The 21,458-nt window shown below is 51.1% G+C and carries 14 protein-coding genes and 1 pseudogene; 9 read left to right on the top strand and 6 right to left on the bottom strand.

Annotation, left to right across the window (positions count from 1 at the left end):
• The first annotated feature begins 59 nt into the window (after positions 1-59).
• Complete coding sequence (locus AC5JLP_RS35185; protein ID WP_496072537.1) at positions 60-581, top strand: pentapeptide repeat-containing protein; 522 nt, start codon at positions 60-62, stop codon at positions 579-581.
• 8 nt (positions 582-589) lie between these two features.
• Here the strand turns inward: AC5JLP_RS35185 and AC5JLP_RS35180 are convergent, their stop codons facing one another.
• Positions 590-1,696: a YihY/virulence factor BrkB family protein gene (locus AC5JLP_RS35180; protein WP_496072536.1), complete on the bottom strand. Its 1,107-nt coding sequence runs from the start codon at positions 1,694-1,696 to the stop codon at positions 590-592.
• Positions 1,693-1,899 carry a hypothetical protein gene (locus tag AC5JLP_RS35175; protein ID WP_496072535.1) on the bottom strand — a complete coding sequence of 69 codons (207 nt, stop codon included), beginning with the start codon at positions 1,897-1,899 and terminating at the stop codon, positions 1,693-1,695. The genes AC5JLP_RS35180 and AC5JLP_RS35175 overlap by 4 nt, the downstream gene beginning before the upstream one ends.
• Positions 1,900-1,928: 29 nt before the next feature.
• Here AC5JLP_RS35175 and AC5JLP_RS35170 point away from each other — a divergent pair, with 29 nt between their 5' ends.
• Positions 1,929-2,618 (top strand): L,D-transpeptidase, encoded by a 690-nt coding sequence (locus AC5JLP_RS35170; RefSeq protein ID WP_496072534.1) that lies wholly within the window; start codon positions 1,929-1,931, stop codon positions 2,616-2,618.
• 327 nt (positions 2,619-2,945) lie between these two features.
• Positions 2,946-4,580, top strand: a complete 1,635-nt coding sequence (locus AC5JLP_RS35165; RefSeq protein ID WP_496072533.1) for an alpha-D-glucose phosphate-specific phosphoglucomutase — start codon at positions 2,946-2,948, stop codon at positions 4,578-4,580.
• A gap of 465 nt (positions 4,581-5,045) precedes the next feature.
• On the opposite strand, the gene AC5JLP_RS35160 is transcribed toward AC5JLP_RS35165, so the two are convergent.
• The 3 genes and pseudogenes from AC5JLP_RS35160 to AC5JLP_RS35150 form a co-directional block, all read right to left on the bottom strand.
• Positions 5,046-6,005 (bottom strand): isopenicillin N synthase family dioxygenase, encoded by a 960-nt coding sequence (locus AC5JLP_RS35160; RefSeq protein WP_496072532.1) that lies wholly within the window; start codon positions 6,003-6,005, stop codon positions 5,046-5,048.
• Positions 6,006-6,141: 136 nt separating this feature from the next.
• Entirely contained in the window at positions 6,142-6,309 is a 168-nt protein-coding gene (locus AC5JLP_RS35155; RefSeq protein ID WP_496072531.1) for a hypothetical protein, read from the bottom strand.
• 143 nt (positions 6,310-6,452) lie between these two features.
• A pseudogene (locus tag AC5JLP_RS35150) lies at positions 6,453-7,101 on the bottom strand (helix-turn-helix domain-containing protein); the annotation flags it as partial.
• 329 nt (positions 7,102-7,430) lie between these two features.
• Here AC5JLP_RS35150 and AC5JLP_RS35145 point away from each other — a divergent pair.
• Positions 7,431-10,997 (top strand): WD40 domain-containing protein, encoded by a 3,567-nt coding sequence (locus AC5JLP_RS35145; RefSeq protein WP_496072530.1) that lies wholly within the window; start codon positions 7,431-7,433, stop codon positions 10,995-10,997.
• 420 nt (positions 10,998-11,417) lie between these two features.
• A complete protein-coding gene (locus AC5JLP_RS35140) occupies positions 11,418-11,645 on the top strand; it encodes a hypothetical protein (protein ID WP_496072529.1) in 228 nt (75 codons plus the stop codon).
• Between the two features lie 23 nt (positions 11,646-11,668).
• Here the strand turns inward: AC5JLP_RS35140 and AC5JLP_RS35135 are convergent, their stop codons facing one another.
• Positions 11,669-14,218 (bottom strand): PAS domain-containing hybrid sensor histidine kinase/response regulator, encoded by a 2,550-nt coding sequence (locus tag AC5JLP_RS35135; RefSeq protein WP_496072528.1) that lies wholly within the window; start codon positions 14,216-14,218, stop codon positions 11,669-11,671.
• 426 nt (positions 14,219-14,644) lie between these two features.
• Between AC5JLP_RS35135 and AC5JLP_RS35130 the strand changes: the two genes are divergently transcribed.
• From AC5JLP_RS35130 to AC5JLP_RS35115, 4 genes are all read left to right on the top strand, one after another.
• Complete coding sequence (locus AC5JLP_RS35130) at positions 14,645-17,770, top strand: GAF domain-containing protein (protein ID WP_496072527.1); 3,126 nt, start codon at positions 14,645-14,647, stop codon at positions 17,768-17,770.
• An 87-nt stretch (positions 17,771-17,857) separates the two neighbouring features.
• Positions 17,858-19,198 carry a TrkH family potassium uptake protein gene (locus tag AC5JLP_RS35125; protein WP_496072526.1) on the top strand — a complete coding sequence of 447 codons (1,341 nt, stop codon included), beginning with the start codon at positions 17,858-17,860 and terminating at the stop codon, positions 19,196-19,198.
• A gap of 143 nt (positions 19,199-19,341) precedes the next feature.
• Positions 19,342-20,040 (top strand): potassium channel family protein, encoded by a 699-nt coding sequence (locus AC5JLP_RS35120; protein ID WP_496072525.1) that lies wholly within the window; start codon positions 19,342-19,344, stop codon positions 20,038-20,040.
• Positions 20,041-20,679: 639 nt separating this feature from the next.
• Positions 20,680-21,321, top strand: coding sequence for a PTPA-CTERM sorting domain-containing protein (locus AC5JLP_RS35115; protein ID WP_496072524.1), 642 nt, complete (start codon positions 20,680-20,682; stop codon positions 21,319-21,321).
• Positions 21,322-21,458: the final 137 nt, after the last annotated feature.

The raw sequence follows: 21,458 nt of genomic DNA, 5'->3' as shown, positions 1-21,458 counted from the left end.
ATCGGCTGTTGTCTGACTTCAGACATTGCCACTTCTGTCAATGCGTAAGTTCTAAGATCATGCAACTACCCATTATGAGTGTGGTGAAACGATCGCTTCTGATTCTGTTGGCGATCGCGCTGGCGTGGTTATGGGTGCTTGTAGGAGCCGCACCAGCATTCGCTCAAGCCAAAACCATTAACTACAGCAACACGAATCTTGGAAACCGAGATTTTGCCAACATGGATTTAGTTGGAGGAGTCTTTGTGGCAGCTGAAATGCGAGGCACAAACTTTGCTGGCGCTAATATGAAGGGCGCTATTTTGACGAAAGGCAATCTTTTGGGAGCCGATTTGACAGGTGCGAATTTAGAAAATGCGTTGGGCGATCGCGTCACGTTTTACAAAGCCAAATTGACCAATGCTATTTTGATTGGAGCAACGCTGTCTAGCAGTATTTTTGAAGAAGCTGACATCACAGGGGCAGATTTTACAGATGCGATTCTTGATCGCTATGATCTGACTCAACTTTGCAAACGGGCTGAGGGTGTGAATCCCACCACTGGCGTTGTTACGCGCGACAGCCTGGGTTGTCGCGCGTGATTTACCTTCTAGCGCCGTTTGCGTCGCCGCGATCGAGTAGACGATCGCCGTACTGTGCTAGCTAGCATCACCACCGAACCTAAAAGCGCCGCGATCGATCGGGCTTTTTGAGAAGGTGCTGATGTGTGAGCACCTGATGGATGTGTTGATTGCTCCTGCTGGGTTGCAGATGTACCTTTGCCGTTCCGCTTTGTGGGCCGTCGCTCGTCGCTCTCTGCTTGAGGCTGTGCTGTCGCCTGGGTGATCCGCACGGCATGAGCGCTGGGCGTAATTTCAGAGCCACGATATTTGGCAAAAACCTGCGTAAACTCCGCGCCAAAGAGAATAATTTGAGCGGAGTAAAAGACCCACAGCAAGATGACTACAAGTGAGCCTGCCGCGCCGTAGGTCGAACTTGCCCCACTGCTACCCAGATACAGCCCAATCAGAAACTTGCCGATATTGAACAATAAAGCAGTCGTTGCGGCACCAATCCACAAATCTTTCCAGGCAACATTGACATCCGGTAAGAATTTGTAAATGGCGGCAAAGAGCAGTGTGATAAAGCCGAAAGAAAATACAAAGTTCAATACCTGACCCAAGATCACCAGATCAGGCATGAAGCGGCTAAAAAATGTGGCGATCGCCGCCAGCGCTGCCGACAGTACTAGAGAGACCAGCAGCAAAAAGCCGATCACCAGCACCATCGCAAAGGACAAAAAGCGAGACTGGAGAAAGCTTTTCATGCCCTGCCCTGGCTTTGGCTTCACACCCCAAATGGTGTTGAGGGCATCCTGTAGCTGCCCAAACACACCGGATGCCCCAAACAGCAGTGTGGCGACGCCAACGACGGTTGCGATCGTGCCCTCAGAGCCAGGACGATGCGCGTTTTGAATCATAGATTGAATGGCGGTTGCTCCTTCCTTGCCTACTAAGCCCTGAATTTGCCCAACGATTTCGCCCCGTGCTGCGTCTTCGCCAAACGCCACACCTGCGATCGCGATCGCAATCAACAGCAGTGGAGCCAGCGAAAAGATCGTGTAATATGCCAGTGCCGCCGCCCATAATGGCACCTTATCTTCATTCCATTCGGTTACTGTATCCTTCAGTAGCTTGAAAACAACCTTCGGCTTCATGCCCTAATCCCTCTACCGATCGCCTCTTTTCGGTCATCATCAACTGTCCGCGAAACGGAAGCATCGGTCGAAAGAATGGCATATGATGAATGGCTGGGTCGATCTATGGCCTCCTGCAAAGCGGCGAGTATCAAAAACAACACTTTTGCACGTTTTCCTACAAAAGATATATTGCCAATCGCCGTCTCTCTTGCTTTCATCATAAAGAGTCTCCTGAGCTTTTATTTAGGCTATGTCGCAATTTTCAGTGCGCCTTGTACGTGTGCTTGTAACCGTTAGTTTCTGGGTCGTGCCTTCGGTAGCATTAGCAGCACAGCGCCCTGTTGCGATTGCCTCCACGCAGCCGCCAGCGCAAGATAAGAAACCAATACCATTGAAATCAGAGCCTCCCACTACGTCTGATCCAGCCGCTCCAGCTCAGCCTAGCCACCTGAAGATTCCAGCCGCATTAACGCCGTATCTTGATCCAGGGTTTCATCCAGACTTGCAGTTTGAGCCAAAGCCAACCCCTGCCGAAGTCGATCCGCAAGCGCTACGGCTAGAAATTCGCTTGAGTCGTCGCCAGGTTACCCTCTACCGAGGCGATACCCTGATCAAAAGCTACCCGATCGCGGTGGGTCGTCCAGGTTGGGAGACGCCTGTCGGTAGCTATGAAGTGAAGCAGATGATCAAAAACCCAACCTGGGTGCACCCCTTACAAAAGGGAGTCGTCATTCCCGGTGGCGATCCTGAAAATCCGTTGGGACGTTATTGGATTGGCTTTTGGACAGATGGTAAAAATTGGATTGGGTTTCATGGTACGCCGACGCCTCGTTCGGTGGGCAGGGCGGCTTCGCACGGCTGTGTGAGAATGTACAACAAAGACGTTGAAGCTCTGTTTAAGCAAGTCACTCTCGGCACCGTTGTCACCGTTGTGAAATGACGATTTGCTAGCTGCCAGTCTTGCCTCATACCGCGTCGTTGGATGAGATGTCGGTAATGTTTTGGCTTGTGCCATACTCTCTTAACCCCTGAGTCGTATGATTTGAAGAATGTGCGATCGCTCAAACAAGATGATCAAACAGGACGAGAAGTCATGCTGATCCACACAAATTGGACTGCATTAAGATGTAAACGCGATCGTGAAAAACAGACCCCTGGTTCTGGCCTTGAGTGATCTCAACGGCGATCGGGTGCCTGTCTTAGCATCTTAGACCTCGTGATGATCGACATTGGCTGATGAAGGAACGGATTAGAGAAGGCTATTGGTATGAACATACAAACGATTACAACGACCCCCTTCCTCGACCAAAAACCTGGCACCTCCGGACTGCGGAAGAAAGTGCCGACGTTTCAGCAGCCGCACTATCTGGAAAACTTTGTCCAGTCTATTTTTGACAGTTTGGAGGGTTTTCAGAGACAAACGCTGGTGGTGGGCGGCGATGGTCGCTACTACAACCGCGAGGCGATTCAAATCATCTTAAAGATGGCGGTGGCAAATGGCTTTGGGCAGGTGTTGGTGGGGCAGGGTGGCATTCTCTCCACACCCGCTGCCTCCTGTGTGATTCGTAAAAACCATGCGTTTGGTGGCATTATTTTGTCTGCCAGCCATAATCCGGGTGGCCCGACCGAAGATTTTGGCATTAAGTACAACATTAGCAACGGTGGGCCTGCACCTGAGAAGGTAACGGAGGCAATCTTTGCCCACAGTAAGTCGATCGCGCAGTACAAAATTTTGGACGCGCCTGATGTTGATTTGGATGCCCTTGGCAGCGTTTCCTTGGGTACCAGCACCATTCAAGTGATCGATCCGGTCTCGGATTATGCAGAGTTGATGGAGTCATTGTTTGACTTCGATCGCATCCGCCAGCTCCTCACCAGTGGACAATTTCGTATGTGTATGGATTCACTTCATGCGGTGACGGGGCCATATGCTTATGCACTATTTGAAGGAGCGTTGGGTGCGCCTGCTGGCACTGTACAAAACGGCATCCCGCTGGAAGATTTTGGGGGCGGGCATCCTGATCCAAACCTGGTGTATGCTCATGATCTCGTGGAGGTGCTGTTTGGGGAGAATGCGCCAGATTTTGGTGCGGCCTCGGATGGGGATGGCGATCGCAACATGATTCTGGGTCGGCATTTCTTTGTCACGCCCAGCGATAGTCTCGCGGTGCTGGCGGCCAATGCCAAGCTGGTTCCCGGTTACAAAGATGGGTTGGCAGGCATTGCGCGATCGATGCCCACGAGTCAGGCCGCCGATCGTGTGGCGAAGCGCCTGGGTATTGAAGCCTACGAAACGCCAACGGGCTGGAAGTTCTTCGGCAATTTGTTGGATGCTGGCAAGGCGACTCTCTGTGGGGAAGAAAGCTTTGGCACAGGCTCTAACCACGTCCGCGAAAAAGATGGGCTGTGGGCAGTGCTATTTTGGCTCAACATTCTAGCGGTACGGCAAGAATCGGTCGAACAGATCGTGATGGAACACTGGCAGCAGTATGGACGCAATTTCTACTCTCGCCATGATTACGAAGGGGTGGACAGCGATCGCGCGGCAACCCTCATGAAAGGGGTTCACGACCAGATGCCCACGCTGGCAGGCAAACGCTTTGGTGCGTATGAAGTTGAGTATGCAGATGAGTTCAGCTACACCGACCCGATCGACGGCAGCGTTAGCACCAATCAAGGTGTGCGGATTGGCTTTACCGATGGTTCTCGCATTGTGCTGCGGCTCTCTGGCACTGGTACCCAGGGCGCAACGCTGCGAATTTACCTGGAAAGCTACGAACCCAATATTGCCAAACACCATCTTGACCCGCAGGAGGCCCTTGCTGACCTGATTACGATCGCAGATGACATTGCGGGCATCCACACTCACACGGGTATGGCAAAACCAACAGTGATTACCTGATGGGATCTTGCACCTCTCGCAACAACCCACCCTGCAATAAATTACGGGCTAACAGTACGAAGTCCGTTAAAACGGACTGCAAAGCGTCTCATACCGATTCAAACAACAATCGCTACAGATGATCGTTGGGTAGGGGCAAGGCAATGCCTTGCCCCTACAGAATGTGTTGCATTTTCAATTGCGTCTCATACCGATTCAAACAACAATCGCTACAGATGATCGTTGGGTAGGGGCAAGGCAATGCCTTGCCCCTACAGAATGTGTTGCATTTTCAATTTAACCTGGTATCAGTTGATTTCCAGTCCACTAGAAGTGGACTTTCCTCTGTTAGCCCGCACTTTTAGGGCAGGGCGGGGCAAGGCGATCGCCAGTAAGGCCCCAAGTACGTTTTCTTGAGAGTGGTGCAAGATTTGAGTTGGCCTTCTGCCCTCTGCCTTGCACCATACCGACCGCACGCCAGTTTCTTCACGATCGAGTGGACGCTGGCTGATAGGTCTTGCGGTACATTTCCATAATGTGCGCTCCAGCGGTGATCGGCGCGTACTTTGGTCGTTGTTTTACACTCTGACACGTAGGCAGACATTCCACGAGTGCATGGTAGTAAGGATCGAAAAAGAAGGGAATGGAGTAGCGCTCCTGGCCCGATCGATTCATCACGCGATGCGGTGTGGATTGGTAATAGCCATTCGTCCAGCGTGCCATCATATCGCCCAGGTTGATCACAAAGGTTCCTGGCATGGGTTCTGCCCGAATCCATTCACCTCTGGCATTGCGAACCTCTAAGCCACCCACCTGATCTTGCAGCAAGATCGTCAGGCAGCCCCAGTCTGTATGGGCACCACAGCCAAGCTGATCTGCTACTGCGTTTACCGAATGCGGCGGGTAGTGCAGCAGTCGCAAGACCGACATGGAGTTGTCCATCATTGGGTCAAAGTAACGTTCGTCCAGGTCTAGTGATAGAGCTAAGGCGCGGGATAGTTGAGCAGAGAGCGCCAGCATCTGAGCGAAATAGGCTTCGAGTGGCTCACGCCAACCGGGTAGAGTAGACCACTGATTGGCTCCATGATTGGGTATGCCAGTCTGCACTAAGGGATCATCCGCACCCCGATCGACCCCAATGTAATACCCTTCTTTTAAATCGGGGATCTGGTCAAGCGCCTGCTGCCCAATCGCCTCATAGCCGCGCGAGATAGGCGATCGCGCAATCGAAACTGTATTCTTAAACGCCAGGGGTTGATCAAAAAAGCGTTTGCTCTGCACAAACGTCTCCGCGATCGCCGCTGCTGGGACTCCATGATTGGCAATGTAGAAAAAGCCTACGTCATGGCTAGCGTGACGAATCTCTACCGCAACACTTTTGCGATCGCTCAGGTTGGGCGATCGTAAGCCACCAATATCAATCACGGGAATCTGCGAAAACGTCACGTTCGATCACTCCCAAAACTGTCACTTCGATATTTGATGATTGTCTCGACTTTGGTTGTATCCAAATCCACAAATGGTCGCCTGTTTAAAGTACGACAGATTTTGCGATCGTTTTTGATGCATACTGCTGCCTACCTCACTCACCATTTTGGTAAGAGTCGATCGGTCTCGCAGCAACATCAGCCATTTGTTCAAAGATTGCTTTATCAATAATTTTCAACTCCGTATCAAGAAAGTTGTCCCAAAATTTTTTCAGTTTTTGATTTGAAGCTGCAAAACTAGCATCTTCATAATCAGAACGCATAAAAATTTGGCGTTTATAAAGGTGATTCGGTAGTCCTATTTTGGAAAGGATAAAGAATAATGGAGCGAGGGTGAGAGGGTGTGATGATGGGCATTTCTCCCCCTCCCACGCTCTCGTCATCCTGCCCTCTGGGGCACTACCGCATAATCGACTCGCTCAGACACACCCGGTTGAGCCGGAATCGGAATCACCGTTTCTTTGACCAGTGGCTTGGTGGCTTCATCAAGACAAACGATCGGAAAGGCTCGATTGTAGCGGGTCTGATACAGCTCTAAAACGGACTCCATTCACCACACGAATTCAGCGTTCTGCTCCGGTGGAATCACCCAACACTCTTGCTTCCAAGGTTGCAGTTTGTTTTTTTCAGCACTTGTCGCACACTCTCATGACTGATCTGTTCGACATAGCTGAGTTCGACCATCCGGTCGGCTAACAATGGCAGGGTCCAGCGTCCCTGTCCGCTTAGGACTTCGCTACAATGCAGCGCAATCAAATGCGCTTCGCTTCTCCGGTCACTGCTTGCTTGCGTCCTGCTCCTGGACGACACTTCAAAGCCACTTCCATCCCTGCTTCGACAAAGCGCTGTCGCACCCGCTCGATGGTTCTCACGCTGAGGTCGAGGGCACCTTTGATGCCCTGGTCACGCCAACTGCCTTCGGCTTGATTGCGATCTGCTTTCAACAAGATGCGAGCATGATTGCTTTGATAAGCCGCGTGTTTCCCGGTCATCGTAAATTGTTCCAGATACTGTCGCTCCTCAGTCGTGAGCGCAACATTGTATTTTTTAGCCATCGGGTTGACGTTAAAGTGGCGAGTCTCATCTTACCGAATCCACTCGTCAATAGTTGTTTGATAGACCACTAGTCTCGAAGTAGCCTGATAGGGCGAGTAGTCAAAGAAACGAAAGAGGATAAAGTTCAGCGGTGATTCATTCGTTGTGAAACAACTCAGTCGCCTCATAGCCGTGTGGGCTTCGCAATCCCAATGCCGCAATGACAAAATCTATGCCTATTGCCACCTCTGCCAAGGCACTGAGTTTCACAAACAAGCACTCCATGTTTCTCCGGAGCAAAAGCCTGTTACTGTGAAGCAAGCTTTATCCTTTCTCTGGAGATTGGATCATGGCAGACGTGTTTATCTCCTATTCGCGCAAAGATAAGGATTTTGTCAAGGCGCTGCATACCGCGTTGGCGCAGTGCGATCGCGACGCCTGGGTGGATTGGGAAGACATTCCCCTCACCGCTGACTGGTGGCAAGAAATTGAGCGTGGGATTGAAGCGGCTGACACCTTTGTCTTTGTAGTCAGTCCTGATTCCACCGCTTCCAGGGTGTGCAATCAAGAACTTGACCACGCGGTGCAGCACCACAAGCGCCTGGTACCTGTCGTCCGGCGCGATGATTTTGAGCGGCAGCAGGCACACGAAGCACTAAGACGGCACAACTGGCTGTTCTTTCGTGAAGAGGATGATTTTGATTGTGCGTTTCAGTCGCTGCTTGAAGCGATCGACATGGATCTGGAGCACGTTCACGCGCATACCCGATTGCTGGTGCGGGCGATCGAGTGGGACAGCAAGGGACAAGATGATAGCTTTTTGCTGCGCGGGAGTGATCTCAAGTCAGCTAGCCGCTGGCTCAGTCTTGGCACCGATAAAGATCCCAAACCGACTGCTCTGCAAACGCAGTACATTCTTGCCAGCGGTAAAGCCGAAATTCAGCGTCAGCGACGCACCAGCCTCATCTCTAGTGTGGGATTTGTAGGAGCGCTCGCCCTTGCCCTCCTTGCTGTCACCCAATATCACCAGGCAAAGCAACGTCAGCTTGAGGCTGAAAAGGGGCAACTTCTAGCGTTGAGTGCCTCTGCCAGCGCTAACCTTGCATCAAACAAAGACATTGAAGCATTGATTGACGGTGTGAAGGTCGGGCAGCAACTTCAGCGCCATCAAAACCTGGATGCAAATACGCGCAACCAGGCGATGACCGCCTTGCAACGAGTGACCTATGGAGCGAAAGAGCGCAGTCGCCTGGAAGGTCACAGCGATTACGTGCGGCAGATCAGCTTTAGCCCCGATGGTAAGACGCTGGTAACCAGCAGTGATGATGGCACCGTCAAGCTTTGGAAGCTGGATGGTACGCTGCTTAATACTTTCAAGCAAGATGGTTATGCCTACGCGGTCAGCTTTAGCCCCGATGGCAAAACGATCGCTACCAGCAACTTTATCGACTCAACCATCAAACTCTGGGCGCTGAACGGTAAGCTGCTGAAAACCTTTAAGAGACACCAAGATAGCATTTTTGATCTTGCCTTCAACCCTGATGGACGTGTGCTTGCCTCTGCCAGTGGTGATCGCACGGTGATGCTGTGGGATGTAGAGAAAGGAACACGGCTAAAAACTCTAAGCGGTCATCACGATGAGGTCAATGCGGTGCGCTTCAGCCCTGATGGTCGTACCCTGGCAAGCAGCAGCAACGACAGAACCATCAAACTTTGGACATTGGATGGCACACTGTTGAGAACCTTGAGGGGGCATCGAGGACAGGTAAACAGCATTAGTTTCAGCCCCGATGGCAAAACGATCGCCACTGGCGCTGGCGATCAAACCGTGAAGCTGTGGGCACTCGATGGCGCGTTGCTGCGAACTCTGAAAGGGCATACTGAGCCAGTCAGTGATGCACGCTTTAGTCCCGATGGCAAAACCCTGGCAACCGCTAGCGTCGATAACACCATCAAGCTCTGGAAGCCCGATGGTACATTGCTAACCACCCTAAAAGGACATAGTGACTGGATCACCAATGTTCGATTTAGCCCCGATGGACAAACCCTGGCATCGGGCAGCGGCGATGGCACTGTCAAACTCTGGCAGCTTAAAACCAATCTACTGAGAGTACTGGAAGGAACGGATAGCTTTGTCTACGGACTGGCATTCAGCCCCGATGGGCAGGTGCTAGAAACAGGCGATGGCAATGTCCTCACTTTCTGGCGATTACAGAATGGCACAATGCTAAAGCGGGTGGTACCCCATGCGAATGGCATCAACGACGTTAGCATTAGCACCAATGGCAGTCTGATTGCAACGACAGGCGATGACAAAACGATCAAGCTCTGGAACTGGGATGGCACACTGCGAAAAACGTTGATACGGTTAGAGACGCCCACAACTGAAATTAACTTCGGTCAAGACGATCAGGCGATCGCGGCTTTAATCCAAGAGACAAAAACCTTAATCGTCTGGAACATGGACGGCAAAGTGTTAAAAAAGGTTAAAGTGCCGCGTGAGTGGTTAGAGGGAGGGCGCATTGGATCCGATTTGCAAACACTTGCAACCCCAAGCGGCAAAACCGTGAAACTTTGGCAGAACGGTAAACCAGGGGCAATACTCAAAGGTCATACCGCAGATGTCACTTACACCAGGTTTAGCGCAGACGGTCAAACCATTGCCACCACAAGCTGGGATCGCACCATTAAACTCTGGACGCGAGATGGTAAGCTGATCAGCACACTGAAAGGGCATACGGGTGGTGTCACACGAGCAGTAATTAGTCGCGATAATCAACTGGTGGTTTCCAGTGGCGATGATAAAACCGTGCGACTGTGGAAGCGAGACGGCACCTTATTGATGACGCTGCAAACAGAGAATGTTCCACGGGGTGCAGACTTTAGCCGCGATGGTCAGACGATCGCCTTTGGTAGTGGCACAGCAACAGTTTTATGGAATATTGCCGATCTTCAGTCACCTCAAGCATTGACGCAACGAGACTGTACGCTCCTCCAAAACTACCTCATCACTCATCCCAACGTTCTGCTCGACCTCGAACCCTGCCAGAATGACTCCAATCTGGTGCCTGCCGCGACCAACCTGGCAAACGCCAACGATGTTGCTGGAGCCGTGACGCTGTTTCGTCGGGCAGTGCAGCGCAACCCAAACCTCACCCTGAACCCAGAAGTCGAAGCGAAAACCCTTGCTGATCGGTCTAAGGCGCTCAGGTTAGTAGAAGAAGGACAAGACCTGGCGCTCGATGAAAAGATCAATGGTGCTGTTGCCAAATTTCAAGCTGCGCTAAAGCTAAATCCCCAACTGACCCTTACCCCAACATCGGAAGCTCAGACCTTGGCAGCAAAAGGAAAATCCAGACGGTTGATTGACGAAGGGAGAACATCAGCTTACTACGGGGACATCACAGCCGCGATCGCCCACTTCAAACAGGCACTCCAACTAAACCCTGGATTGGCGATCGAGCCAGAGGTAGAAGCAAAGTTTCATCAGGCGCGTGGGTTGATTGACCGGGCAAACAGCATGGTGAGACGAGGCGAGATTAAACCCGCGATCGCGCTCTACAACCAGGCAGAAGCGATCAAAGTAGCCCGTCTCCTGCTACTTAGAAATTGGAACTGGAACTACCTCTGTGGTAGCGGTAGCGTTCAAGACTATGCCACCGCTGTCATGCCTATTTGCGAAAAAGTAGTAGCAACAGATCCTGATAATGGTGAGTTCCACGACAGTCGGGGGGTTGCCAGAGCAATGACGGGCGATTTTGCGGGTGCCATTGAGGACTTTCAGGTGTTTGTCAATTGGACGGAAGAGGACGATCGCCGCACCCAAAGACAGCGCTGGATCAACAAACTCCAACAAGGCAACAATCCGTTTACGCCCCAAGAATTGCAAAAGCTAAAGGAAAAAGAGTTACTTTAACTCAGAACTGGCGCAAACCTCGGAGGTTTTAATCAAGCATCAAGCATTGAACAAATGCTGTCGCTTAAACCTCCGAGGTTTTAATCAAAATGCGTAATACCAATTTGAATTGAAAATGCGACACATCCTGTAGGGGCAAGGCATTGCCTTGCCCCTACCCACCGATTGATCTGTAGCCGTCATTCTTTAAATCGGTATAAGTTCTATAACTCTGCGCTGACGCAGAAACTAGGTCTTTCCATAAACAGATGCCGTTGAGTATCAGGCTGCGTTTGGAGACTTGACTTCTCAGCTTCTGTCAGCAAGCATTCAACAACGAAGCTCAAAGACTTAATGACGAAGCTCAAACACTCAACGACGAGGTTCAAAGACTCGACGACGAGGTTCAAAGACTCGACGACGAGGCTTGAACATTCAACGATGAGTTCTACAGACTCAACGACGACACTCAAAGACTCGACGATGACAGTCAAACACTCGACGACGACACTCAAAGACTCGATGGCAAGGCTTAAAGACTCGACGACAAGTCCTAAAGACTCACGGCTGGGTCCTAAACACTCAACGACGACACTCAAAGACTCGATGGCAAGGCTTAAAGCCCCACGAGTGCGGGATAGAGCTTTAATGATGAACTTGAGAGTTTGAGCGATCGACACCAAACAAACCAGTTATACAGAGGAAGACTGGAGTAGCTGCGCGATCGCGTCTACCAAAACATTTGGCTCTACAGGCTTTGAGAGGTGCTGCTGAAAGCCAACTTCTAGAGCTTGCTGCTGGTCATACTCACCCACATACGCTGTGAGTGCAATGGCGGGAATGTGTCCCCCCTGTTCTGGCTTGAGCGATCGAATTTGGCGCATCAAGCTATACCCATTCATCTCAGCCATGCCAATATCGCTCAGCAACACATTTGGAACGGATTTCAGCAAGCTCTCTAGAGCACAGGCAGCAGATGCAACGGCGGTTACTGTTGCACCCGCTTGTGTCAGGATAAAGGCCAACAGGTCGCGTGTATCTGCCTCATCCTCCACAACCAGAATGTGTACTGCTTGCAAACTCAACGGCTGAGCGACAGGCGCGGGGTGTTTGCTCACAGGCAATGCCCCTCCCCGCAGCGGCAAACGAACGCTAAAGATTGCTCCCAGCCCCTCTCCCGCACTTTCTGCTGAGACCGTGCCGCCATGCAACTCTACAATCTGCCGGACGATCGCCAACCCCAACCCTAACCCGCCAAACTTACGGGTGATAGTACCATCGGCTTGCCGAAAGGTATCAAAGACAAACGGCAGAAAGTCCGAGTTAATGCCTTTCCCCGTATCTCGCACGGTAATTTGAGCTTCGATCTTGCTGTAGGTCAAGGCAATATACACATGACCCTCTGGTGGCGTAAACTTCACCGCATTTGAGAGTAAGTTCCAGATCACCTGCTGTAGGCGGTTGGCATCACCCAAAGGTGATCGGGTTGTAGTTTCCAACGTCGTGTGAAGGGTAATCGACTTTGATTCAGCAGCTAACCGAACGGTTTCTTTGGCGGCTTCAATGGTGACGACTAAGTCAACCGCATCCAGCTTGAGGGACAGTTTGCCCTGAAGAATGCGCGAAATATCCAGTAAATCTTCGATCAGTTGGGTTTGCAACTTAGCATTGCGTTCAATGGTTTCCAGCGCGATCGCCATTGTTGGTTGATCTAACGTGCCCTTGCGTAGCAGCTGCACCCAACCCAGAATCGGGTTAAGCGGTGTGCGCAATTCGTGGGATAGCACCGCTAGAAATTCGTCTTTAATCCGGTTAGCGGCTTCTGCTTGCTCACGGGCAATTTGCTCGCGTTCTAACAGTTGTTCACGCTCGGCTTCGGTACGTTTGCGATCAGTAATATCCAAAAAGGCACCCACCGAGCCGCGTGGCTGACCGTGCTCATTCCGCAGAGGAGAGGCATAGCCATAGAGATTAAACAGGGTGCCATCTCCCCGCAAAATATCCACCTCTATGCCCTTTAACGAAATGCCATGCAGCCCTGCGTAGCGCAGAGGAGTTTCCTCTGGAGTCAGTTCTTTACCATGCTGAAACACTTTGTAGGTAGGACCAGTGCTCTCGGCTGGCGGTGTCCACGAAGCGTTGTCACGAAAGGGAATGCCTAAAATGCGGGCAAACTCAGGGTTGGCTCGAATGTGCTGAAATTCCAAATCATCGCTCATCAAAATGCCCACTGGAATCACCTCAAACAGAGTTTGCAGATCATCAACCCGGTTCTGCAAATCTCGATTAAGGGTGGCGATCGCGGTTTCTGTCTGCTTGCGTTCGGTAATATCGCGACAGATGGCCTGTACTGTGGGCAATCCATTCAAGGTAAAGAGCGTTGCACTCACTTCTACAGGCATTTGCTGACCTGCTTTCGTGCAATGCACTGATTCCACGACAATGTGATTTTCTACCCACAACTGCTCAATGCTGGTGTGGACTATATCTTGCGGCGGCGCAATTAAATCCAACACCGACTTGCTGAGCAATTCCTGGCGGGTATACCCCAACCGCTGACACGCCTGTTCATTCACCTCAATCAACTGCCCTGGCTGAAGATCAGGAGTCAAATGGTAGACCAGTATCCAATCTTCCATGCCGTTAAACAGCGTGCTAAACCGTTCTTCACGCTCCCGTAGCTCTGCCTCAATGGTTTCGCGATCGCGAATCTCTTGCTGTAGCTGCTCATTGACCTGTAGCAGTGTAGCAGTACGCTCTTGCACACGCTGTTCAAGCTGATTTTGAGCCTGCCGCAGTTCCGTTTCAACGTTTAACCGCTGCTGCATTTGGGTGTGGAGTGCCTGATTTGCCTCCTCCAGTTGAGCAGGGCTGGGTAACGCGAGCGCTTGAGGCACCAACGGCACCAAGACATAAGCGGTCAGCAAGGAGACGATCGCCGTTAACACCTTCACGGCACCTGAAAACCAGTAGGTGGGATGCCAAAGCGTCCAAATTTCTAAAATATGCGTCGTACCACAGGACACGATAAAAGTTGCAAAGAGCAGAAAAACCCCTGCAAATGGCAGGTCTTGTCGTTTGCGGACAAAGTAGAAGAGCGTGAGGGGAATCGAGTAGTACGCAAACGCAATCAAGCTATCTGAAACGAGATGGAGCCAAACTAAGCTTGGCTGCCAGAGATAACAATGACCATGCGGAATAAACGGGCCTGTGATAAAAAAATTGCTTAGAATGTCATTCATGCGAGTGGGGAGTGAAGCGAGAGGCAAAAGCAGGATAAGCGAAGCGGTGCTCGATCGCCATTCCTGAAACTTATTGTGGTCTCTCTAGTTTAGAAATTAAGCGTTGGAAATATTGAGTTATCAAGAAATTAAGTCTGTGAAACCTGGTACGGGCTGGCAGTAGAAACGCAGGGTATGCTACATGGGAAAGATTCCCAGCATCAACGGCGTTAGTCACGAATCCGTTATTCTACTCAGAGATTTGGGCAAACTGTAATGACATCGGTTAACGGCATCATCCTGTTGTTTTCGTCGCTACATGCATTTCAATAGCGGTTTTTGCGACTACGCTTAGCGAATGATTGCAGTACGCAATGCATCGCCGTGAAGTGAATTCTGTAGAATTCTTACAGTAAGGGCAACAGCTATCCGCCTCTTCAGGTCAAGATGACTGCCAATCAGTTTGCTACATCGGTTGTAACACCCGCAAAAATCCTAGAGAGTCTTGCGGCGATCGCCCTTCAAAGCCAGCGCTCTGTCGCGCTACCAACCATTTTCCAGACAGCACTTGAAACAACCAGAGCCGTGCTGCACAGCGATCGCGTCCTGCTATATCGCTTTCTGGCCCAAGGCGATGGCGTGGTCGCCGTGGAATCGGCGGGTACTGAATGGACACCGCTACTGGGACGAGTCATTCGTGACAGTTGCTTTGATAATGCCCGTTTAGAGCTATATCGACAGGGACATGTCAGCGCGATCGAGGATGTAGCTGCCAGTAGCGTCCAAGCCTGTCATGCCGCTTTATTAGACCACCTACAAGTACAGGCAATGCTGTCCGTGCCGCTTTTAGGGCAGGGTAAGGTGTGGGGGTTGCTCATTGCCCACCAGTGCCACAGCACCCGCTTATGGCAACCTTTGGAAGTGCAATGTCTTCAAATGATTGCGATTCAGCTAGGCGTAGCCATGCAGCTGGAGCAGACGAGCGGTGCCACGATCGATCAGACTCTGGCAGACGAACCGTTACGCAGCAGCGAACAATGGTTACAGCAGTTTGGTCTCCAGTCGCCCGGCAACATTATTTATACTTTGGTACAAGAACCCAACGGAGAACTACGGTTTGAGTTCATTAATGCCGCGATCGAAGCACTGCACGAGATACCCTATACCCAGGCGTTAAGCAGCGCCCAATGGCTGATTGATGCGATTCATCCCGATGATCGGGCTGGGTATACTGCGGCTCTCGCTCAGAGTGCCCAAACCCTTAGTGCCTTTGCATACGAATGGCGGATTGTGGTGCCGTCAGGGAAAGTCAAATGGCTGCAGGGCGATGCGCAACCACGGCAACGATCTCATGGGGCGATCGCGTGGTGCGGCATGCTGCAAGACATCAGCGAACGCAAGCAAACAGATCTGATGCTGCGAGAAAGTGATGCTCACAAGGGTGCGCTCATTAGCGCTCTGCCCGATTTGGTCATGCGAGCAAATGAACAGGGCATTTATCTAGAATTTCTCGCTACAAATACCTTCAAAGTCATTGGCAAAACAGGTGATTTTGTTGGAACGCACGTATACGACAGTTTGCCGCTTGACCTGGCACAACAGCGTATAGCAGCCATCCAAACGGCCCTAGCAACACGATCGCTGCAACTCTATGAGCAAACGATCGCGGTCGATGGTGCTACGCAAACCGAAGAAGTCAGAGTGGTGCCATATCAAGTAAACGAAGTGTTACTGCTCGTCCGAGATATCAGCGATCGCAAACAAGCAGAAACGGCCTCCTGGCAGCGTGCTGAACGAGAGCAGGCCATCAGCCGTGTGGTACAGACCATTCGTCAGTCGCTGGATTTGCACACCATTTTGACCGCTGCCGCAACTGAACTTACCCAGCTCTTGAAGGTCGATCAAGCCGCCGTGGTGCAGTACTTACCAGAACGCAACTGCTGGGTATATGTTGCCAGCCATCGACAGCAGCCAGATCTCTTCGATGATCTTGGGCTAGAAATTACCGATCAAGACAATCCCTTTGCAGCACAATTAAAGCGTCGAGAGATCATTAAAGTAGCTGATGCAGCGTCCCTGAGTAAGGGTACAAACCAAGGCTTTGCTCAAAAGCTACCGGGAGCCTGGCTTCTGGTACCAGTCATCGTGGGTGATACGGTTTGGGGTAGCTGCAGCCTGCGGTCAAGCCGACCAATTGCTTGCTGGCACGATGAGCAAGTCGAACTCGTCCAAGCGTTAGCCGATCAACTGGCGATCGCCATTCAACAAGCATCGCTTTACCAGCAGGTGCAAACCCTAAACACTGACTTAGAATTGCAGGTGCAGGAACGCACAATGCAACTGCAACAGGCATTAAACTTTGAGGCACTGCTGAAACGCATCACCGACCAAGTGCGGGATAGCCTGGATGAAACGCAAATCCTCCAAACAGCTGTCAAGGAACTGGCGATCGAGTTGGGCGTGGATTGCTGTGTTGCCGCTCTCTACGATATGGAACACCGAACCACCACGATCTGCTACGAATACACCCATCAAGGGGTCTCAACCGCAACAGGTAGCGCGATCTCGTTTGACCAAAACCCTGAACTTTATGAGCAAGTCTTGAGTGGACAAGTCGTTCATTGCTGTGTGACTGCTTTGGTGGTAGATCCCCTACGGAATATTGAGCAGAGCGCAAGCATTTTGGCGTGCCCCTTAATGGATGAACGCGGTGTTTTAGGCGATATGTGGCTTTTCAGGCCCCAGCACCTCTACTTCGACGAGTTGGAAATTCGGCTGGTACAACAGGTTGCGAATCAGTGTGCGATCGCACTGCGGCAATCGCGGTTATATCAAGCAGCTCAAGCCCAGGTACAGGAGCTAGAACGGCTGAATCGGCTGAAAGATGACTTTCTCAGCACGGTTTCCCACGAGCTGCGAACGCCCATGTCCAACATTAAAATGGCAACCCAAATGCTGGAAGTCACGCTCAAGCCGTTGGGGATCTTTGACGATGCAACCAACGCAGTTAACCGTTATTTCAGCATTCTCCGCGAGGAAGGGCAGCGCGAAATTGGACTCATCAACGACCTCCTCGATCTGGCGCGTCTCGATGCAGGCACAGAACCACTCAGTCTCACCCCGATCGTGCTTCAGCCCTTTCTGGCTCATCTTGCCGAACCGTTTTTTGACCGCGTTCGCAGGCAGCAGCAGTACCTGATTATTCGCCTGCCTGAGCAGTTACCCGTACTAACGACTGATCGTCCCTACCTGGAACGCATCGTGACTGAATTGCTGCAAAACGCTTGCAAATACACACCTGCTGGTGAGGCGATCACCCTCTCTGCTCACACAACCGCGACAGCACTAGACATTTCTGTCAGCAACGCTGGTGTCGAGATTCCAGCCGTTGAGCGCGATCGCATTTTTGACAAGTTCTACCGCATTCCCAACAACGATCCTTGGAGATACGGCGGAACTGGACTTGGCTTAACGCTGGTCAAGAAGCTTGCAGAACGTTTAGGTGCCACTATTGGCGTGACCAGCCAGCAGCAGCAGACGACTTTTACCTTAGAGTTTTTGGGCGTTGTCTAAGGCCATAGAAAGAAGGCCATAGAAACGCGGGAAGGCGGTAAGATCGTTTTCCAGTCCGGCTATCTTCCTCTTCATTTACCCTCTTCAATGACCGTTTCTCGCACCATTTGTCTGGGTTTTGTGACTGTGATCGCGATCGGCACCCTTTTGCTGTCGCTGCCAGTTTCAATCAGCGATGGCACCTGGGCTTGGGAGCATCTGCTCATTTCGTTGTTTACAGCCACCTCTGCGGTTTGCGTGACAGGTCACATCGTGGTCGATACGGGAACGTACTTCTCTCCGATCGGGCAGTTCTTTATTTTGGCGCTGATTCAGGTTGGTGGTTTGGGCTATATGACGGCGACCACCTTCTTGCTGCTGCTCGTTGGGCGGCGTTTTGGGCTGCGCGACAAAATTGCCGTCCAGCAAGCCCTCGATCGCAGTGAAATGCAGGGTGCAGCTCAGGTGATTCGTTCCATCATTGCGACCACCATGCTTTTTGAGATCACAGGCATTTTCCTGCTGCTGTTTGTGTTTGCCCCTGTTTATGGCTTCCAGCAAGGCGTATGGCTAGCAACCTTTCATAGCATCAGCGCTTGGAACAATGCTGGTTTCAGTTTATTTCCCAATAATCTCATCGGCTATCAAGCATCACCCTTGGTAAACCTGGTGATTCCAGGGCTGATTGTCTTTGGTGGCATTGGCTATGAGGCCATTTTTGAACTCTTTCTCTGGTCTCGCGATCGCGTGCTGAGACGGCCCAGGTGCCTCGTTTTCTCCCTCAACTTTAAGGTGGCTGTCAGTACAACCCTGACCTTACTGGTGCTAGGAACGATCGCCTTCTTCCTGGTAGAGGGGCGCAGTACAAGCACCCTGAGTTCCATGAATTTGGGCACTCAATTGATGTCGGCCTGGTTTCAATCCGCAACAACAAGAACCGCCGGATTCAACACGATCGACCTGAGCAAAATGACCGAAGCAGGCTTGTTCATCACGATCGCCCTGATGTTTATTGGGGGCAGCCCTGGTGGGACAGCTGGCGGTATTAAAACGACAACCCTACGGGTCTTAACAAGCTGCACCAGAGCCATTTTGCAAGGCAAAGAAGAGGCATCGTTGTACGAACGCCAAATTCCTCTGTCACTCATCCTTAAAGCTGTAGGTGTGGCCGTTGGTTCGCTGATCACAGTGCTCATCATGACCACCTTTATCGCGCTGAGCGATCCCCAGTTTGATTTCATTCAGCTCTTGTTTGAAGTCGTCTCTGCCTTTGCAACCGTTGGTTTATCGACTGGCATCACAGCAGGGCTATCCACGGTGGGTAAGCTCGTCCTAATTGCTACTATGTATATCGGTCGAGTTGGCGTGTTACTGCTCATGAGCGCGCTTTTAGGCGACCCCAAGCCCACCGCTATTCGCTATCCAGAAGAAAACTTGCTGGTAGGCTAAAGCAATCGCTAGGGTGAACGAACCCAAAAAGTGGAGTGTACTCGCTGAAAGTTTAGCCATCATCCAATCAGCATTAACACCTACCGTTTGCCTCCCGCCCTCAACACGCCCCTTGATCACATCAATTAGCTCGGAGTTCGCCTGTGAACCTGACATTTTTAAGTTTTTTTCGTAGCTTGCAGACTCATCCAAACAAACACTACGCTGTGATTGGGTTAGGTCGCTTTGGGCGAGCAGTCTGCATGACGTTGCACCAAATGGGTTACGAGGTGTTGGGTGTCGATGCAGATGAGAAACAGGTGGCACAAGCACTCGCTGATCAAATTGCGGTGCGCACCGTGCAGCTTGATACGACCGACCCCGCAGCACTCAAAGAAGCGGGGCTTTGTGAAATTGACACGGTTATCGTGGCGATCGGCAACTATGTCGAAGAAAGCGTCATCACAACGCTCAACCTCAAAGAAGCTGGAGTGCCCCATGTGGTGGCAAAAGCCTCCTCTCAAATCCACGAAAAGCTGTTGCGAAAGGTGGGAGCTGATCACGTCGTTTTTCCAGAGCATGAGATGGGCTGCACATTGGCGCGCGCGCTGACCAAACCCAGCATTCTCGAACGCTTTGAGCTTGACCCAGACAACAGCATTGTCGAAGTGTTGGTGCCAGATGCCTTTGATGGCAGAACGATCGCCGAACTTCGGCTGCGTTCTCACTACGGCTTGAACCTTCTAGCCGTGAGTCGTGATGGTAAATTTGAAATCAACCCGGCCTCTAGCCGTCAGCTACAAAAGGGAGCCTTGATGGTGGTGATTGGCTGCAACAAGGATATCGATCGACTCCCTGTTTAGCTATTAACCCCGCAATGATTGATCTTGCACTCCAAGGCGCTCTCATCCCACAGTCCCTTCTTCCAAAAAAGGAGACGGGGACCGGATACGTGCTTTGCACACGCAAAGTTCCTCGCTCCGTTTGGGAGAGGGATTGAGGGTGAGGGCAGATGTCGTCACAACAGTTGCCGGGTTAATAGATGGTATAGGCGATCGTCACTATAAGCCTTATCTTCCGCTGTAAGGGAGCACCACGTACATCTACAGATAAGGCAAGGACTACAGAGGCTTATCGACACGGCATTCTCCGTAAAATTGCTGTGAATTTACCCACCCTCTGGTGCGGCCTCCAAAATTTCTCTGTATAGTGACAAGAGGACTATGTAGCGTCTAGAGTAAAAGGACTCTTGAGGTTTCTCAAGTCATTCCAGCAAGGGTCAAATGCCTTCTATTGATGGTGCACTGCCAGGCTACCGAACTGAAAGGATGTCTCTCCAGCCTGGACAGACAAGGCAGATCATACTGATTGGCTTTTACATGAGCAATCGATCCATTCGCTTGAATCCAAAGGTTTACAGTGCATGTAAACCCCGGTAGCCTACCAGGTTCAGTTAAGACGACTTAAACCGAACACAACGTACACTCAGGTAGGTTCAAAACATGAATTTCAGGTCAATTGGTCTCAGTATTGCCACTGCAACCGTAGTAGCTTCAGGTGCAACGATCGCTTCGTCACCCGCTCAAGCGCTCTCTTTTAATAAAGGTACCTTCGTTGCTGGGGGGCAAACAAGCATTACGGATCTTAATACGTCAAGCAACCCTACCTCCTTTACCCTCAACTTCCAAAATTTTGGCGTTACAAATACAGGTGGGAGTTTAGCGGGTGGAAATCTAACCGGAACACCAATTCTCGCGTCCTTATCGTTCACTAAGGACGCAGGTGGAAACTTCGCGACCAACGGCTTAACAAGCTTCGTAACGGGCCTCAAGTATCAAGGGCAAGACGCGTTCTTAGACATCAACCCATTCACCTTTACAGCTTCTGCAAGTTCATTTGTAAACAGTGCCACAAGTTATTTGTTGGCTTCTAATACCAGTTTTACAGGTGTTTTCAGGACTTCTACCCTCCAATCTCTTACGACTATTACGCTCGGTGCTGTCAAAGTTGGGACATTGAACAGCTCTACACTAACGGCTGAAATCCCAACACCTGCGCTTATCCCCGGCCTACTTGGTTTAGGCGTAGCAGCGCTACGGAAACGCAAAGCTCAAGCGAACGAAGAGGCTTCGGCGGAAGCCTAATCGTTTAAGAAGGCAGTGCTAGAAACTTCAAGCTTCAGCACTGCCTTTTTCTAAAAGATGAATGCATCGTTGCAATCACGCCAGTTTAGAATGCATGTTTTGAGCGATCGCGAAGCTCCTATCTTCCAAAAAGTTCC

It is taken from the genome of Stenomitos rutilans (assembly GCF_059505485.1).
Note: the sequence above shows the minus strand (reverse complement) of the source record. Positions and strands in the feature narration are given on the sequence as shown.